The following is a 15,406-nucleotide window of genomic DNA, read 5'->3' on the forward strand; positions in this document are numbered from 1 at the left end:
TCTGATCACGCTGCTATACTGCAAGACATGAATACCAGCAGCCTTCATACATCTACAAATGCATTGCCGCCACCTGCGCCACAGACCTGGCAGGCGGCAGGTAAGGTATTGCTGCTGAATATAGTCCTGTGGAGCACGCTGAGCCTGATCGGTGCGCTGACTTCTCTTAATGATGATTTGCGCGAGGGCAATCAGGGCGATTTCTGGCTGATCTTTCAAAGCTGGGGCAGGAGCGCCATCGCATTGGCCGTTCTCGGTTATCTCCTCATGTATTGCTTCCGGCGCTGGCCGTGGCTTTATGCCCGCGCCCGAAATATTGCTGTCGGCTATGGATTGTTACTGCTGCTGGTGTTGCCGGGGCAATTACTGTATGTAGGCAAGCTGTTTACCCTGGATGGTCCGCATGATGTGAACTGGGGGCAGATACAGGCAGAGTTACAGGTGTTTGACAAGCTGGCAGCGCTGTTACGGCTGTCATCCATCAGTGCGGTGTATTTTGCCGTGGTGGCCATCAAAATCTGGCAGCAAAGCCAGCAAAGAAACCGTGCCTGGGCGCAAGAGAGGGAAGATACCCTGGCCCTGCGGCTGGAGCTGGAACAGCAAAAATCCCTGGCCCTGCGGGCGCAGTTGGAACCGCATTTCATGTTCAATGCCTTGAATGCCATCAGTGCCCTGGTAATTTCTGACAACAAGGATGTTGCCCTGCGTGGCATACAGGGCCTCAGTGAACTGTTGCGCTACGCACTGGCGGCGGGCGATAAAAACTGGGTCAGGTTTGCAGAAGAACTGGCTTTTGTGCAGGATTACCTGGCCCTGCAGGCCCTGCGCTATGGTGAACGCCTGCATGTCGCCATCGTCGGGGTAGATGAACAGGTACTGGCCTGTGATTGTCCACCCTTGTTATTGCAGCCGTTGATAGAAAATGCACTCAGGCATGACCTCGATTGTCATGAAGAAGCCAGTGACATCCTGTGCAGTTTTGAATGCCGGGAGGGTAATCTGCTGATACGCATCAGCAACCCCGTCTATGCCGAAGCTGCTGCCAACCCCGGCGTTGGCCTGGGTTTGCGCAATACCATGGCACGCCTGCAGCTGGCCTATGGTGATGCCGCTTCCTTGCAGACAGGGATAGACGCAGGCCGTTTCCAGGTCACGATCAGGCTGCCTGTTAACACTGCTGGCAGCCTGGTATGAATATGGCTATCCGCAGCATCATTGTCGATGATGAAGAGCATGCCCGCATCACCCTGGGTTATGCCCTGGGTAAATATGCTGAATGGCAGGTGTTGGCCGTGCTTAAAAATGCGGCAGCAGCGCGTGAGTTTCTCGCGCAAAATACGGTCGATGTGGTGTTCCTTGATATACAAATGCCCAGGGAATCAGGGCTGGAATTGGCCCGCAGTCTGGCAGCGCAGTCAAGACCGCCGCTGATCATCTTTGTGACTGCTTACAATGTACATGCGATAGATGCCTTTGAGCTACATGCACTGGATTACCTGCTCAAGCCTTTCAGCCAGGACAGATTTGCCAAAACCCTGCAGCGTGCCCGGGAAATGCTGAGCCTGACCCAGCAGCCCGCGTATGCCCAGGCTGTGGCAGCCTGCCTGGTTGCCAGCCAGCATAAGCCTGCTGAGTCAGGTAAATCAGGTGAGTTGCAGCCCGTTTATCTGCAGCAAGTCACGGTCAGGTCTGTGGGCGAGATGGAGTGCATACGGCTCGCTGACGTGCACTGGATAGGGGCGGCAGGTAATTATGTAGAGCTGCACCTGGGCCAGCGCGTAGTCTTGCACAGAGTGGCGCTAAGCAAGCTGGAAGAATATCTCGACCCCCGCCAGTTCATCCGGGTACACCGCGGTGCCATCGTCAGGACTGACCAGCCCGTCCATTTGCAGGTAATGGGGAACGGCGGCTATCAACTCAGCTTGCGTAACGGTAGCGAAGTCGCCGTCAGCAAGAATTATATCGATGCCCTGCGCCAGCTCATGCTGGAGCCGGCCCTGCCCCGAATTTCAGCACGCTCCTGAACTTATCCCCGCTTATTGGGTCTGATTCCCGGTAATTCAAGCAAGTCTGTTTGCATTTCAGTACGCCAAATCAGCATTTCATCCATAAAAAAGCGCACTTCAAAACCAAGGCGATTGAACTGGACAAGACTACAGGGAATACTCTCTCATCCAATTTCCCCACACTAATAGCGACAGGGACCATCATGTTACGTAAAACTCTACTTGTTCTTGCCATAGCCTCAGCGCTGGCAGCTTGCAGCAAAGACAAAGCTGCAGAAAAAGCAGACGCGAGCTCCAGTGCCAGCTCAAGTGCCAGCGCCAGTGCAGTGGCCGGCAAAGGTGGTGCAAATGACAAAAAAGACAAAGCCCCCGTCAAGCTCGTCATTGCGCCGGAAGACGTAATGACAGTGCAGAGCAATGCGATGGCATCTGGCCCGGTAGTGACAGGCTCAATACAGCCAGAGCGCAAGGCTGACCTGCGTGCAGAGGTGAGCGCAGTAGTCTTGCAGGTATTAAAAGAAAACGGTGATGTCGTCAAGCGCGGCGATATCCTCGTCAAGCTTGATGAAACCTCTATCCGCGACAACCTCAATTCAGCAGAAGATGCAGCCCGTAATGCGGCCTTGGCACTGGACCAGTCAGACCGTGCCCTGCAAAGGCTGAAAACCCTGCGTGCATCCGGCATGACATCCCTGCAGGCACTGGATGATGCAGAAGTACGCCGTAACAGCGCCCAGAGTGAGCTATCGGCAGCCAAAGCCCGCGCCGTGACGGCACGCCAGCAATTGCAGCGCACTGTCGTGCGGGCACCATTTGATGGCGTTGTCAGCGAACGCAAGGTATCGGCTGGCGATACTGCCGCCATAGGCAAGGAACTGGTCAAAGTCATCGACCCGACCAGCATGCGCTTTGCCGGACGCGTATCGACCGACAAGATCGCCATGGTCAAGGTCGGCCAGCCGGTAGGTTTCCGTATCAATGGCTATGCCGGGCAAGAGTTCCGTGGCAAGGTCACCCGGGTTGATCCGGCAGCGAACGATGTTACCCGTCAGGTTGAAGTGTTGGTGGCCTTTGCGGACAGCAAGCAACCCAGTGTGTCTGGCCTGTATGCCGAAGGCAATATAGAAGCAGCAACCGTCAGCGCCCTGATGTTGCCTGAAGCTGCCGTCGTCAAATCTGGCGACAAGGCCTACGCCTGGAAAGTGGCAGGCAAGACCCTCAGCAAGGTTGATCTGCAAATTGGCAAGCGCGACCAGCGCACCGGCAATTATGAAGTCCGCAGTGGCCTTGCCGCAGGCGATGTCGTCATGCGCAGCCCAAGCTCCAGTTTCAAGGATGGCCAGAACATAGAGCTGGCTGCTGCCAAAGTGGCAGTGGCTGACGCGACCCCAGCACAAGGGAAATAATCATGTTCTTATCTGACTTCAGTATCAAAAAGCCGACGGCGACCATCGTCCTGATCGTCGCCCTCATGGCTTTGGGTTTGCTGGCTCTCAGCAAGCTCAGGGTGAACCAGAACCCTGACGTCGAAGTACCGGGCTTGTCAGTCGTGATTGCCTATCCTGGTGCATCACCGGATACGGTAGAGCGCGAAGTCATCAACCGCCTCGAGAAATCCCTGCAAGCAGTAGCCGGTGTCGAAGAAGTCTGGGCCACGGCGTCAGAAAACAATGGCCGCTTCGACATGCGTTTCAGCTTCAAGAAAAACATGATCGAGGCTTCGGATGAAGTCCGCAATGTCATTTCTGGCTTGCGCTATAAAATGCCGACAGAAATGCGCGAACCCATGATACGCCGCTGGGACCCGGGATCACAGCCTATCGTCAATATGGCTCTGTCGTCGAACAAGCAGACCCATGCAGAGATTTCCCGTCTGGCTGAAGATACGCTGGCCGACAAACTGCGCAGTATCAATGGTGTGGCAACTGTCGAAGTCAGTGGCTCGCTGAAACGTGAATTATCTGTGCTCTTACGTGCAGAAAAACTGCGTGAATTCAATGTATCCGTTGGCGAAGTCGTCAATGCGCTGCGCAACCAGAATACCAATGCCCCGGTAGGCAAGATACGCGGCACGCTGGATGAAGAAAGCATACGTCTGGTGGGCCGTATAGAAACACCGGAAGAATTCCAGGGCATCGTCATCAAACGTACTGGCGATCAGGTCGTGCGCCTGTCACAGGTAGCGACCATAGAAGACAGTTTTGCTGACAAGGATGGCCTTAGCATACGCAGTGGCAAACCGAATGTCGGTATCTTTGTGACCCGTGCACGTGATGCGAGTACCGTCAGCGTCGCAAAAGCTGTCAATGATAAAGTTGAAGAGATCAACAAGGAACTTGAGAAAACACAACCGGGTACCAAGCTGGAAATCACCCGTGATGGTGGCAAGGATGCACAACGCAGTCTGAACAACGTTATCGAATCCCTGGTACTCGGTGCTGGCCTGACCATCTTCGTGGTGTATGCATTTTTGAATTCCTGGCGTTCTACCCTGATCACGGCACTGAGTTTGCCAACTTCCGTCATCGCTGCTTTCATCGCCGTCTGGCTGTGTGGCTTTACACTGAACTTCATGACTTTGCTCGGCCTGTCGCTGGCGATTGGTGTGCTGATTGATGATGCGATTGTGGTGCGGGAAAATATCGTGCGTCACATGCAAAATGGTTCAGACCGCCGCACTGCCGCACTTGAAGGCACGGCAGAGATAGGCCTGGCCGTTGCTGCAACGACTTTCTCCATCATCGCGGTATTTATTCCTGTCGCTTTCATGCCTGGCATGCCGGGTGAATGGTTCCGTCCGTTTGCCTTGACCGTGGCCTGTTCTGTGCTGGTCAGCCTGGGTATCTCGTTCACGCTTGATCCTATGCTGTCGGCATACTGGGGTGATCCACCGGATCATCATACTGCGCCGAAAAAAGGCATCAGCAAGGTACTGGCACGCTTCAATGACTGGTTTGATCATCAGTCTGACCGTTACGGTAATGTGATTGCCTGGGCCCTGCATCACCGTCGTTCCATGGGTGCGATTGCCCTGTTGACGCTGGTAGCTGCGCTGGCTGTGCAAGTCAAATGGGGTGGCACCAGTTTTCTGCCAGCCTCTGACTCCGGCAACCTGATGATCACCGTGCGCACTCCTGCTTCATCTTCACTGGAGTATGCACGCCTGAAAATGGAAAGGGCCGCCGAAATAGCACGTACCTTGCCAGAGACTAAAGAAACCAATAGCAATATCACGCCTGCCGGTGGCCGCATCTATGTCGATATCGGCAAACGTACAGAACGCAAACGCGGTGCCAAAGAAATCGCGGCTGAACTGCGCGAGAAAGTACGTGTCTTGGTTGGCGCAGAATATGTGGTGCTGGATGATCTCAACAATGGCGCACAAAAGCCGGTGCAGATAGAATTCACCGGCCCCGATTCACGCAAGCTGCTGGAAATTACCAGTGCCTACATGGATAAATTGCGCCAGGTGCCAGGTGCCGTCGATGTCGGCTTGTCTGAGCAAGACCCGAAGAAAGAACTGAAGATAGAACTGAACCGTGGCCTTGCAAATTCCATGGGTATTTCTTCCAATGATGCAGCACAGGCCTTGCGGGTTGCCTTTGCCGGTATCGAGGTCGGTGACTGGGTAGATCCTACTGGTGAGACCCGCGACGTGGCAGTACGCCTGCATCCTGACGACCGCGTCAGCAAGGAAAACATAGAACGCCTGCCTATCGCTGTATCCGGCACAAGCCAGATGGTTCCGCTTGACCAGATCGCCACCATCACCATGGGCAAAGGACCATCAGGTATCGAGCATGCGAATGGCAAACGCACGATTACCGTGTCTGCCAATGCGCAGGGCCGCTCCAACGGCGAAGTGATTGATGACGCCATGAAGCTGGCCAAGTCTTTCGATTATCCACCTGGCTATGGTCTTTCACTCGGTGGTTCTGGCCAGGATCAGCAAGAAGTATTTGGTGCCATGCTGATCGCATTGTTGTCTGGCATAGGTTTGATGTATCTGATACTTGTGATACAGTTCGGCTCCTTCACGGCACCGCTGGGCGTCATGTTGTCCTTGCCGCTGTCACTGATAGGTGTGGTTCTGTCCTTGCTGGTCACAGGCAGTACCCTGAACCTGATGAGCTTTATCGGCATCATCATGCTCATGGGTCTTGTCGCAAAGAATGCGATTCTCTTGCTTGATGCTGCCCGCAAACAAGAGGCCGAAGGCTATGACCGTGAAGAGGCATTGATGCATGCAGGCCGTGTGCGTCTGCGCCCTATCCTGATGACAACCTTTGCGCTGATTGCAGGGATGTTGCCAGTGGCCTTGGGCCTGGGTGAAGGTGGTGAGTTCTACCGCCCGCTGGCGATTGCGATTATCGGTGGCACCATCACTTCGACGATTTTGACCTTGCTGGTCGTGCCAACTTTCTATGACAGCATAGAAATTTCACGTGACCGCATGATGGCAAAAATGCACAGGCGCATGGAAGAACGCAACCCATTGTTGGGATTTTGCATGACCATGCTGGAAGCATTGTTCACTTTGCTGTTCATACGCTTTATATATCGCATGTTGATGAAACTTTTTGGTCTCGTCACTGGTCGAAACCGTAAAGCAAATGCAGGTATGGATATCAAGGCAGAAAATGCCTGAGGCACAACTCAGGGAAGCTTGAAAGTGTGAAGCATTGCAGCAGTAAAGGATTGTAGTAGTGAAAATTTGCAGTAGTAAAATTTTGAAGTAGTAAAAAATTGAAGTAGTAAAAAATTGAAGTAGTAACGCTTCCCTCTTGCTGATAGATCATTGTTCTCTGGTCAGCAATTTAGTAGCCTGCGCAACGAGGTGTGCGCAGGCTTTTTTTTATTCCAATTTATATTGCGGCTGTTTTGGGGCGCAGATTTTTACTGACTTGCGCCGCAATCTCATAAGAACGCAAACGCGCAGTGTGATTGTGGATTTGCGCTGTGATCATCAATTCGTCTGCGCCGGTGTAGTTGATGAAGGCCTGCATTTTTTCAGCAATGGTATCCGGCGCGCCGAGTGCGGAGCAGGACAAAACCTGCTCCAGCAAGGCATGCTCTTGCGGGCCGATTTTTTGCAGAAAACCATGCACAGGCAAAGGCAGCTTTGCCGGGCGGCCACTACGCAAATTGATAAATGCCTGCTGGGCAGAGCTGGCCAGGTAATAGGCTTCATCATCCGTATCAGCCGCAAACACATTAAAGCCCAGCATGACGTAGGGTTTGTCCAGTTGGGCTGAGGGGCGGAAGGTGGCGCGGTAAATTTCTATCGCCTGCATCATTTGCTGAGGCGCGAAGTGCGAAGCAAACGCATACGGCAAGCCCATGGCTGCCGCAAGTTGTGCACCAAACAGGCTGGAACCCAAAATCCAGATAGGCACTTTCAGACCATGCCCGGGTACGGCGCGTACTGCCTGCTGTGATTCTTCACTGAGATAATCCATGAGTTCAGCCACATCCTGCGGGAACTCATCTGCATCGCTGGATAGGTTGCGGCGCAAGGCGCGGGCAGTGCGCTGGTCTGAGCCTGGTGCACGCCCCAGACCCAGGTCTATGCGGCCAGGGTAGAGCGATTCCAATGTGCCAAATTGCTCCGCGATAACGAGTGGCGAATGATTTGGCAACATGATACCGCCAGCCCCCACGCGTATGCTTTTGGTACCGCCAGCAATATGACCTATCAGTACAGAGGTGGCTGCACTGGCAATGCCAGGCATGCCGTGGTGTTCTGCCAGCCAGTAACGCTGATAGCCCCAGCTCTCGCCATGTTGCGCCAGGCTGAGGGAATTGCGGAAAGATTGCGCAGCATCACTGCCTTCGGCAATTGGTGACAGATCAAGTATGGATAAGGGATATGGAGAAGACATAGCCTGCAATTTCAAATGGAGAGAAAACCATTATGGGTGAAATCGCGATTCTCTGTTGGCAGGCTCAATTTTCTTACGATTGTTGCAAAATTAATTGAGCTGCTTGTGCCAGTTATTTTAATGCCGGTCTGCGTCTGGTAGGGTGCGCCGTGCGCACCATTTTTTTTCGTCGGCAAGGACAACGGTGCGCACGGCGCACCCTACCAATTTACGCAGTCTTCTTCATCACGGTATCCAGCAACAGACGGTCAAGCACCGAGAAATCCATATCGCCAGTACTGCTGGTCCTGACACTGTCCAACCTTTCCAGCTGGCTTTCAATAAAACCGTTAATGACAGGCATGGGGACTGATAATTCTGATTCCTTGGCGCGCCGTTTGATGACAAGCAATTCGGCGATGGCTGCCAGCAATTCCTGGTCTTCAACAGTCGCATCCACCATGTCCTGAAAACGCATGGGCACGGGTCCCAGGTCCCGTTCTATCCACAAACAAGCCAGCAAAGGGCGCAATACATACAGGTATTTTTTCAGCTTGACCATTTCGCCTTGCAAGTGCTCGCGATAGTTTTTGCTGGCCATGTGCAGGTAATGGTAGTAAGCCCTTTCCGGCCTGTGCACTTCTCTTGCTGCCGCCTGCAAGGCTTGCAGAAAACCCGGATCAGCGGCATACACTACCGGTGAAGACAACCACTCTATCAAGGTCGCATTGCCATTGCGCAGCAAGCCCAGGGCCTTGCGCACATCCCAGCCGCTGACATCATAGACTTCATTGACAGGCAATTCGATAACATCGCGCCCAGGGAAGACCGTCAGGTACCAATCGAGCTTGTTGGCATAGATAAAGCGCACATCATAATCACTGTCAGGTGAGGCAAAGCCCCAGCCACGGCTGCCTGATTCGCAGGCAAACAAGACTTTGACATCATGCATCTGCTCTATGCGCTGCAGGGTAGCATTGATCTCTGCGCGTATCGCCGGGTCTATGGGATGTTCTTGTTCTTCCATTGGCTGGGTCGTCGTGTTCATGGTGATCTTTGATAATGGTTTTGCAAAAAATGATACATGTTTTCAGTCTGGCAATTTGTAAGGAAATGCAATTCGTATTGTCGGCACAGGATTTCAAGACTAGCCTGATTTTCCCGTGCCGTATGCCAAGAATAAAATCATGCTACCAAATTACTCAGCAAAACTGTCTGCTCTCGCACTGATATTGACTCTCGCCGCTTGCGGAGGCGGTTCTGCGCCTGCCAATACGGGCACGACTGGCACAGGCACAACGGGTACTGGTGGCACTACAGGCACAACAGGAACCACGACTGCCACTGCGCCAGTGATCAATAGCTTCAGCGCCAATCCTGCCAGCATCAATACCGGGTCAAGTACGCAACTGAGCTGGACAGTCACTGGTGCGACCAGCCTGACGCTGAATGGTACTACGCTTACTGGCAACAGCCTCGCAATCAATCCGGCTACGACCACGACTTATACGCTGACAGCCAGTAATTCTGCCTGCAGCACAGCCTGCAATACCAGCGCTACGGTCACAGTGACTGTGAACAGCGCAGGTACAGGTAACACGGCAGGCAATGCAGTGTATGGCGATTTGCGCAAGGCTGACCTCGGTGCCGGTGCCAATCTGAATGGCAGCCTGCCTTTCCCTGCCAATAATGCGTGGAATACGGATATCTCGACTGCGCCAGTCGATCCTGCATCCGACGCACTGATTGCCAGTATAGGCCTTGGTACAGGCTTGCACCCTGATTTTGGTGCTGGCCTGTATGACGGCTCACCGATAGGCATACCCTATGTCGTTGTCGCTGGCAGCCAGCCCAAGGTCAGTGTGCAATTTACCGACTATGGCAATGAGAGCGACCCCGGCCCTTATCCCATACCAGCCAACGCACCGATAGAAGGGCAAAAAGCCAACGGCAGCAGCTTTGATGGCGACCGCCACGTCCTCGTCATAGACCGTGATGCCAATCGTCTGTATGAAGTCGGCAATGCCTACCCACAAACAGGCGGTAGCTGGAAAGTCAGTGGGGGTGCGATATTCGACCTGACATCCAATATAGTCAGACCCGGTGGCAAACCAGGCTGGACCAGTGCCGACGCAGCAGGTCTGCCCATCTTCCCCGGCCTGGTACGTTATGACGAAGCTGCCAGCGGCGTTATACGGCATGCCTTCCGCTTTACTGTCAGCCGCACCCGCCGCGCCTATGTGCCACCAGCGACGCATTACGCTTCATCGAACACCAGCAATACCCTGCCACCCATGGGCATGCGCGTGCGCCTGAAAGCGAGTTACCAGATACCTGCGAATTTTTCAAATGAGAGCAAAGCCATCCTGCAAGCCATGAAAACCTATGGCATGCTGGTGGCAGACAATGGTTCCAACTGGTACATCAGCGGCGCACCAGATGCACGCTGGAATAACAATAAACTGTTGTCAGAACTAGGCAGTGTCAAAGGCAGCAGTTTTGAAGTAATCCGCATGGACGGCCTGGTTACCCCCTGATTGCGCAGGCAGCCTTATTGGGAAGTTCATGACGGCCTGAGTGCAGCCGCTTCCTTTAAAAACCTGGCTTTGACAGTATCAGAATCAGCTTCAAGAAAGAAGTTTTCAAAGCTGGTTTCATCTATAAATGAATGACGCACTTGCGCCATTAACTCGCCTAGCCGTTTGCCAGACAGACCGGTGATGTCAGCCGCAAGTTCACCATTGAATTGTTGTTTCAATCGTTTCTTGCGAGCGTATTTTTCCAGCGCCTGATCATAAGCCCGCTTGAAATCTGGAAAGCGCAAAAAAGTCGTTTCCAGAAATTTCTGCTTTTGCTCATCACGTGCGGCCGTGCCTGCTTCTGCCCAAAGGTAGGCTGGCAGTGTGATTTCATCCTGCTCATCCAGCCACAACAAAAAGGAGTTATAAGTCGCGCGCTTTGCGTCGCGTATCCTTGCCTTATGATTACGGTTATCCAGCAGATAAATCTCGCGATTCACATACGGCGAAGACACAACATAGCGAAAGATATCTTGCAGGTTTTTGAATTGCCCACTCGCGCGCATGCTCTCATACAGAGGGGCATCATAGCCCAACAGCTTCAGTGCCTCACTAAAATCCCTGGTGATGCATAATTCTGCAAGCAAATGATCTTTGTCGTCTGGTGCCCGTAATGGATACAGCAAGCCCAGATGACCAAACTTGGTACCAAATTTATGCGCTATGCGGCCTATCAGATTACCAAAATCATTGTAGCCAAAATAGCGTGAAGCAAAATCAAATGAGTCAGATTCTGTTCTGATCAGATCAAGCTGGAACACGCCTTCTGCTACCGCCAGGCCTATGCTGGTGATGTCACCATTCAAGACGATTTCGGTCGCCTGCAATGCTGTAGCAAATTGCGCTGCATCGTAGTCACCACCAGCTTCGATCAAAATATCGAGATCACCAAAGTCTGCCTTGTCAGCATAAGCGATGATTGCCTCGATACGGCGTTGTGGAAAATTCCGCTGCAATATAGCGACAGCTTCATGTTCCACTTCGCGATAGCGTGCAGCAGGCAAACGAACTGACTCAGCTTTTAATGCATTACCACCCATGATCTTCCTACCTGTCTCCGTGTTTCAGCAAATATGTGTTTGAAATCGCCTTGAACGACATGCTGCCATCCAGACGCTTGAAGACTACACCTTCCCTGGATGTCGCCGTGTTAAGCGAACCACCCTCAGCATAATCCAGCACTTTATTCACATCGCCAGCAAAGCGTTCCAGTGTCATGTTTTCCAGCCAGGGCACTTCATGTACAGTAGCACCCAGGGCACGCAGTGCTGCCAATACATCCTGACGCTCAGCCCTGCCCAGATATCTACTGGCATCAATATCAAAAATATCGAACAGATAAAAATCCTGGCCGCGCAATTTCTCAGGGTTGCCTTGTACACCTTCACCGATGATCTCACCTTGCAGTGCAAGGTTGCGGCCATAAGCAAGCAGCGCAGTCAGTATCTGATTTTGCTTTGCCACGCGCCACAGACTATTGGCTTCAGATTCCCTGATCCACCAGTTCCTGCCGCACACACCAGAGACGCCAGCATTGTGAAAGACCGTCATACTGGAACCATCGAGCTTGATGGTGACTTCAAATTCTTCCTGCGCCTGAGTGCTCAAGATTTCAGTCAGGTTTTGTATACGCTCTTGATCGGTCTTGCGTATGTATTCAGGAAAAGCGCCTTCCACTTCACCAGACAGTGAGGCTGGAATGACTGGCTCCCATTTTTCTATACCCAGCATTTCACTGAAATCCATATCTTTGGCATTGCTGTGCTCAGCCAGTTCCGGGAAATTTTTCAGCGGTAGTATCATGCCCTGTGAAATTTGGCCACGCAGTTTAATGGTGCGCAGCCTTATTCCGTTTTTTTCATTCCAGATGATTTTGTTTTTTTCAAGAAAAGTAAAACGTGTATCGCTCAAGGGCAGGAAGGAATCGATCTCAAAATAGACACAGGCATCACCAACCTGGAATTCATTTTTCTTGACGACCACAGACCAGCCATCCACGCTCGCGCATTCTATGGCATCTGCATCAGGGATAGGCCTGATGCTGCTGACGGTTCTGATAGTGACTAATTTTCTCATAGAGATTCCTTTTTATTTTTATGTATTTTTGATTGACGGCAATTGTAAGCGAATGGAATTAAGTGGGGGATGAAAACAGGAAATAGTGGTCGAGATTGCTGGATTTGAACCAGCGACCGCTCGCATATGAAGCGAATGCTCTGCCAACTGAGCTAAATCTCGTATGGTCAAGGGATGGAGGAATGACCGCCACGAATCGGCAAAGCCGAAACGGGTCTGTGTGTGGCGATCAAAGATGGTGCGTCAGGCGGGATCAGTGGACTGTAATAGTGAAAGCGAAAGTGAAGGACATGTGCCCGGCGAACCAGGGCTAGGCGCAAAACACAGCGATAGCGGGGCTATCGCGAGTATTTGCAACGCCGCCATGGTCGGCGCGCGCATGGCAGGCACTTCGCTTTTCACTGTTGCAGTCCACTACAACCTGCAACAGTCGGTGTAGAAGACCGGGGCTCTATCCTTTGAGCTACTGACACGAATTGAAATGGAGGAAGCGGTGAGATTCGAACTCACGGGCCCCATCGGGCCTACTGTTTTCAAGACAGTTGCAATAGACCACTCTGCCACGCTTCCATAGATGGCGCCCTATAGCGGAATCGAACCGCTGGCAATTCGCTAGACAGGCGAACACTCTACCATTGAGTTAATAGGGCAAAACTGGTGCCGGCTGCAGGATTTGAACCCGCGACCCACTGATTACAAATCAGTTGCTCTACCAGACTGAGCTAAACCGGCGAAAACTGGCGGAAGATGTGCGACTCGAACGCACACAGGCTCGTGAAAACCCTCCGGATTAGCAATCCGGTGCAATACCATTATGCGAATCTTCCTTCTAAAAAATACCGCGCATGTGTGTGCACACATCCCACTGGTGAGGTAGTGAGGATCACATGATCACACGGTAAAACTGGACCCGCCTGCAGGGGTCGAACCTGCGGCCTCAACATTCGTATTGTTGCGCTCTTCCAACTGAGCTAAGGCGAGAAAAATGTTTGGCATCCCAGGCAGGACTTGAACCTGCAACCTTCGGTTTTGGAGACCGCGACTCTGCCAATTGAGCTACTGAGATAATGGCTGTGCATTTCATGCTGATGAAATGCATACAAAAACTGGTACTTGCAGATGGAATTGAACCATCAGCCTCTGCCTTATCAAGGCAACGCTCTGACCAATTGAGCTATGCAAGTAAAGATAAAATGGTGCCCCTTGCTGGTGTTGAACCAGCGACCCACCGGTTATGAGCCGGTTGCTCTCCCACTGAGCTAAAGGGACCTTATGGCTCCTCGACCTGGATTCGAACCAGGGACAAATGCATTAACAGTGCATCGCTCTGCCAGCTGAGCTATCGGGGAATTCTTAAAAACATCGGTTAAAACGACTACGCTTTAATCGATATTCTTGTTGGTCGGGATAGAGAGAATCGAACTCTCGCCGTCCGGTTAAAAGCCGGATGCTCTACCTTTGAGCTACATCCCGTGAGATGATTAAGTGTGGCATCTGACGATGCATGGTCTTTCGCTTCATGAATTACTCCTGTTATTGAAATGAAAAAAATGGTGGAGGTGGACGGAATTGAACCGACGACATACTGCATGCAAAGCAGGCGCTCTCCCAACTGAGCTACACCCCCATAATCTGTAAGGCAATTGCACGTGACATTGAAAATGCCATGTTATTTACTGCGAATAAAATGGTGCGTCCCCGTGGTAACGATCCACGCTCTCCGATTCTTCAAAACGGCGCTTTCACCTGGTTAGCTTGAGACACAAAATGGTGGATGGTGATGGAATTGAACCACCTACGTCTAGCGTGCTTGCGGGTTACAGCCGCACCCCTTACCGTTCGGGCAACCATCCTTAAAACTGTTGATACTGGAGTCTCTGAGCGGAATCGAACCGCCATTTACTGAATGAAAATCAGTTGTCCTCACCATTAGACGACAAAGACATCATGAAAAAAACCTCGGCAATAGCAAGTACTTATAAAGTCACTTTCATGATGGAGCGGGAGAAGGGAATTGAACCCTTATCTTAAGCTTGGAAGGCTTCAGCTCTACCTTTGAGCTACACCCGCATATAAACGTGTTTCATCTTCAATGATGAAACGAGTTTTTGTATTCAGCCTTACCCCAAAAGCAAATAAATTTGCCCTTGGGATAAAACTGTTTGAACTTCCCAAATTGTTAAAGAGCTTCCATGATCCGGTGTTGTCCGGTCACGACCGCGGTGGCGGGTTTAACTACTGTGGTTTGCCTTGTAATAAAACATGCAAACCAAAAAATCAAAAAGCCCGGAGCTTTTCAGGGCATCCGGGCTTTTCAGCGCTAGGGTCTTGGGTGGCTTTAACTGCCGCCTGTGACCTTCAGGGTTTCCCCTCGAATGCTTGTGTTGCTAAACCATGTGGCCGCAAAATTAATTGGGCTGACATCATTGAACATCTCACTATCGGTATCTTTAGTTGTGCGTGTATCTGTACTCGTACGATACGAGGCTTCATAGGTATTCCATGTGCCGCCTGCTGCACCGCCAACTTTGGCAACCGACGCCAAAGCCCGCGCTGTCTTGCGCAAGTTTTGTATCAGTTGTTGTGTCAAAGTTGTTTTCACGATCATTCCTAAATAGTATGGTGTTGCTTGGTTGATGTACGTATCTTGCCACAGCTTTTTTATAAAAACAAGCATGGCATGAAGAATTTATTCAATTTAATGATGTTTTTTTGCGACTGATGCAAACGTGAGGTTTGTTACTCCCTATGTGCAAAAGCGCTTGCTGGCCCTCGCCGCACTATGAAAAGCTGGCCCAAATCGCATCCCATTGATCGCCCTGGCCATCGCGCCTGATTTACGCAAAAAAGTTTTGAGCGAATTTTTTCGACCTCATCTATAGAT

10 protein-coding genes and 16 tRNA genes are annotated in these 15,406 nt (G+C 51.8%); 5 read left to right on the forward strand and 21 right to left on the reverse strand.

Annotation, left to right across the window (positions count from 1 at the left end; translation table 11 throughout):
* The first annotated feature begins 27 nt into the window (after positions 1 to 27).
* The 4 genes from UNDKW_RS29100 to UNDKW_RS29115 all read left to right on the forward strand — a co-directional run bounded on the left by UNDKW_RS29100 (position 28) and on the right by UNDKW_RS29115 (position 6,654).
* The gene (locus tag UNDKW_RS29100) at positions 28 to 1,194 is read left to right on the forward strand and encodes a sensor histidine kinase (protein ID WP_162061632.1); all 1,167 of its coding nucleotides are present in this window, start codon (positions 28 to 30) and stop codon (positions 1,192 to 1,194) included.
* Positions 1,191 to 2,024, forward strand: a complete 834-nt coding sequence (locus UNDKW_RS29105) for a LytTR family DNA-binding domain-containing protein (protein ID WP_232063164.1) — start codon at positions 1,191 to 1,193, stop codon at positions 2,022 to 2,024. The genes UNDKW_RS29100 and UNDKW_RS29105 overlap by 4 nt, the downstream gene beginning before the upstream one ends.
* A 185-nt stretch (positions 2,025 to 2,209) precedes the next feature.
* Positions 2,210 to 3,412 carry an efflux RND transporter periplasmic adaptor subunit gene (locus tag UNDKW_RS29110; protein ID WP_162061633.1) on the forward strand — a complete coding sequence of 401 codons (1,203 nt, stop codon included), beginning with the start codon at positions 2,210 to 2,212 and terminating at the stop codon, positions 3,410 to 3,412.
* A 2-nt stretch (positions 3,413 to 3,414) separates the two neighbouring features.
* Positions 3,415 to 6,654 carry an efflux RND transporter permease subunit gene (locus UNDKW_RS29115; RefSeq protein WP_162061634.1) on the forward strand — a complete coding sequence of 1,080 codons (3,240 nt, stop codon included), beginning with the start codon at positions 3,415 to 3,417 and terminating at the stop codon, positions 6,652 to 6,654.
* Between the two features lie 217 nt (positions 6,655 to 6,871).
* Here the strand turns inward: UNDKW_RS29115 and UNDKW_RS29120 are convergent, their stop codons facing one another.
* On the reverse strand, positions 6,872 to 7,888 hold the full coding sequence (locus UNDKW_RS29120) for an LLM class flavin-dependent oxidoreductase (RefSeq protein ID WP_162061635.1): 1,017 nt from the start codon (positions 7,886 to 7,888) through the stop codon (positions 6,872 to 6,874).
* 208 nt (positions 7,889 to 8,096) lie between these two features.
* Positions 8,097 to 8,915 (reverse strand): nucleotidyltransferase domain-containing protein, encoded by an 819-nt coding sequence (locus tag UNDKW_RS29125; RefSeq protein ID WP_197893051.1) that lies wholly within the window; start codon positions 8,913 to 8,915, stop codon positions 8,097 to 8,099.
* A 139-nt stretch (positions 8,916 to 9,054) separates the two neighbouring features.
* Here UNDKW_RS29125 and UNDKW_RS30740 point away from each other — a divergent pair, with 139 nt between their 5' ends.
* Positions 9,055 to 10,404 carry a hypothetical protein gene (locus UNDKW_RS30740; RefSeq protein WP_232063165.1) on the forward strand — a complete coding sequence of 450 codons (1,350 nt, stop codon included), beginning with the start codon at positions 9,055 to 9,057 and terminating at the stop codon, positions 10,402 to 10,404.
* Between the two features lie 26 nt (positions 10,405 to 10,430).
* On the opposite strand, the gene UNDKW_RS29135 is transcribed toward UNDKW_RS30740, so the two are convergent.
* The 19 genes from UNDKW_RS29135 to UNDKW_RS29225 form a co-directional block, all read right to left on the reverse strand.
* Complete coding sequence (locus UNDKW_RS29135) at positions 10,431 to 11,486, reverse strand: hypothetical protein (RefSeq protein WP_162061636.1); 1,056 nt, start codon at positions 11,484 to 11,486, stop codon at positions 10,431 to 10,433.
* A 7-nt stretch (positions 11,487 to 11,493) separates the two neighbouring features.
* Complete coding sequence (locus UNDKW_RS29140; protein WP_162061637.1) at positions 11,494 to 12,522, reverse strand: RNA ligase (ATP); 1,029 nt, start codon at positions 12,520 to 12,522, stop codon at positions 11,494 to 11,496.
* Positions 12,523 to 12,608: 86 nt separating this feature from the next.
* A tRNA-Met gene (locus UNDKW_RS29145) sits at positions 12,609 to 12,684 on the reverse strand.
* Positions 12,685 to 12,758: 74 nt separating this feature from the next.
* Positions 12,759 to 12,995, reverse strand: a tRNA-Arg gene (locus tag UNDKW_RS29150).
* 9 nt (positions 12,996 to 13,004) lie between these two features.
* Positions 13,005 to 13,092: transfer RNA gene (locus UNDKW_RS29155), tRNA-Ser, on the reverse strand.
* 5 nt (positions 13,093 to 13,097) lie between these two features.
* Positions 13,098 to 13,172 (reverse strand) — tRNA-Asp (locus UNDKW_RS29160).
* 5 nt (positions 13,173 to 13,177) lie between these two features.
* A tRNA-Thr gene (locus UNDKW_RS29165) sits at positions 13,178 to 13,254 on the reverse strand.
* Positions 13,255 to 13,260: 6 nt separating this feature from the next.
* Positions 13,261 to 13,349 (reverse strand) — tRNA-Ser (locus UNDKW_RS29170).
* 78 nt (positions 13,350 to 13,427) lie between these two features.
* Positions 13,428 to 13,503 (reverse strand) — tRNA-Arg (locus UNDKW_RS29175).
* A 9-nt stretch (positions 13,504 to 13,512) separates the two neighbouring features.
* Positions 13,513 to 13,588: transfer RNA gene (locus UNDKW_RS29180), tRNA-Trp, on the reverse strand.
* A gap of 41 nt (positions 13,589 to 13,629) precedes the next feature.
* Positions 13,630 to 13,706: transfer RNA gene (locus UNDKW_RS29185), tRNA-Ile, on the reverse strand.
* 10 nt (positions 13,707 to 13,716) lie between these two features.
* Positions 13,717 to 13,791 (reverse strand) — tRNA-Ile (locus UNDKW_RS29190).
* A 4-nt stretch (positions 13,792 to 13,795) separates the two neighbouring features.
* Positions 13,796 to 13,871, reverse strand: a tRNA-Asn gene (locus UNDKW_RS29195).
* Positions 13,872 to 13,921: 50 nt separating this feature from the next.
* Positions 13,922 to 13,995: transfer RNA gene (locus tag UNDKW_RS29200), tRNA-Lys, on the reverse strand.
* A gap of 78 nt (positions 13,996 to 14,073) precedes the next feature.
* Positions 14,074 to 14,149: transfer RNA gene (locus tag UNDKW_RS29205), tRNA-Ala, on the reverse strand.
* A 141-nt stretch (positions 14,150 to 14,290) separates the two neighbouring features.
* Positions 14,291 to 14,375: transfer RNA gene (locus UNDKW_RS29210), tRNA-Tyr, on the reverse strand.
* Between the two features lie 16 nt (positions 14,376 to 14,391).
* Positions 14,392 to 14,466, reverse strand: a tRNA-Glu gene (locus tag UNDKW_RS29215).
* Between the two features lie 52 nt (positions 14,467 to 14,518).
* A tRNA-Gly gene (locus tag UNDKW_RS29220) sits at positions 14,519 to 14,592 on the reverse strand.
* 268 nt (positions 14,593 to 14,860) lie between these two features.
* Complete coding sequence (locus UNDKW_RS29225) at positions 14,861 to 15,124, reverse strand: hypothetical protein (protein WP_162061638.1); 264 nt, start codon at positions 15,122 to 15,124, stop codon at positions 14,861 to 14,863.
* Positions 15,125 to 15,406: the final 282 nt, after the last annotated feature.

It is taken from the genome of Undibacterium sp. KW1 (genome assembly GCF_009937955.1).
In the GTDB taxonomy this organism is placed as follows: Bacteria; Pseudomonadota; Gammaproteobacteria; order Burkholderiales; family Burkholderiaceae_D; genus Undibacterium.

Bases quoted from the DNA above. Each gene is read 5' to 3' on its own strand.
- UNDKW_RS29100 (WP_162061632.1), top strand. From the start codon at position 28: ATGAATACCAGCAGCCTTCATACATCTACAAATGCATTGCCGCCACCT.
- UNDKW_RS29105 (WP_232063164.1), top strand. From the start codon at position 1,191: ATGAATATGGCTATCCGCAGCATCATTGTCGATGATGAAGAGCATGCC.
- UNDKW_RS29110 (WP_162061633.1), top strand. From the start codon at position 2,210: ATGTTACGTAAAACTCTACTTGTTCTTGCCATAGCCTCAGCGCTGGCA.
- UNDKW_RS29115 (WP_162061634.1), top strand. From the start codon at position 3,415: ATGTTCTTATCTGACTTCAGTATCAAAAAGCCGACGGCGACCATCGTC.
- UNDKW_RS29120 (WP_162061635.1), bottom strand. From the start codon at position 7,888: ATGTCTTCTCCATATCCCTTATCCATACTTGATCTGTCACCAATTGCC.
- UNDKW_RS29125 (WP_197893051.1), bottom strand. From the start codon at position 8,915: ATGAACACGACGACCCAGCCAATGGAAGAACAAGAACATCCCATAGAC.
- UNDKW_RS30740 (WP_232063165.1), top strand. From the start codon at position 9,055: ATGCTACCAAATTACTCAGCAAAACTGTCTGCTCTCGCACTGATATTG.
- UNDKW_RS29135 (WP_162061636.1), bottom strand. From the start codon at position 11,486: ATGGGTGGTAATGCATTAAAAGCTGAGTCAGTTCGTTTGCCTGCTGCA.
- UNDKW_RS29140 (WP_162061637.1), bottom strand. From the start codon at position 12,522: ATGAGAAAATTAGTCACTATCAGAACCGTCAGCAGCATCAGGCCTATC.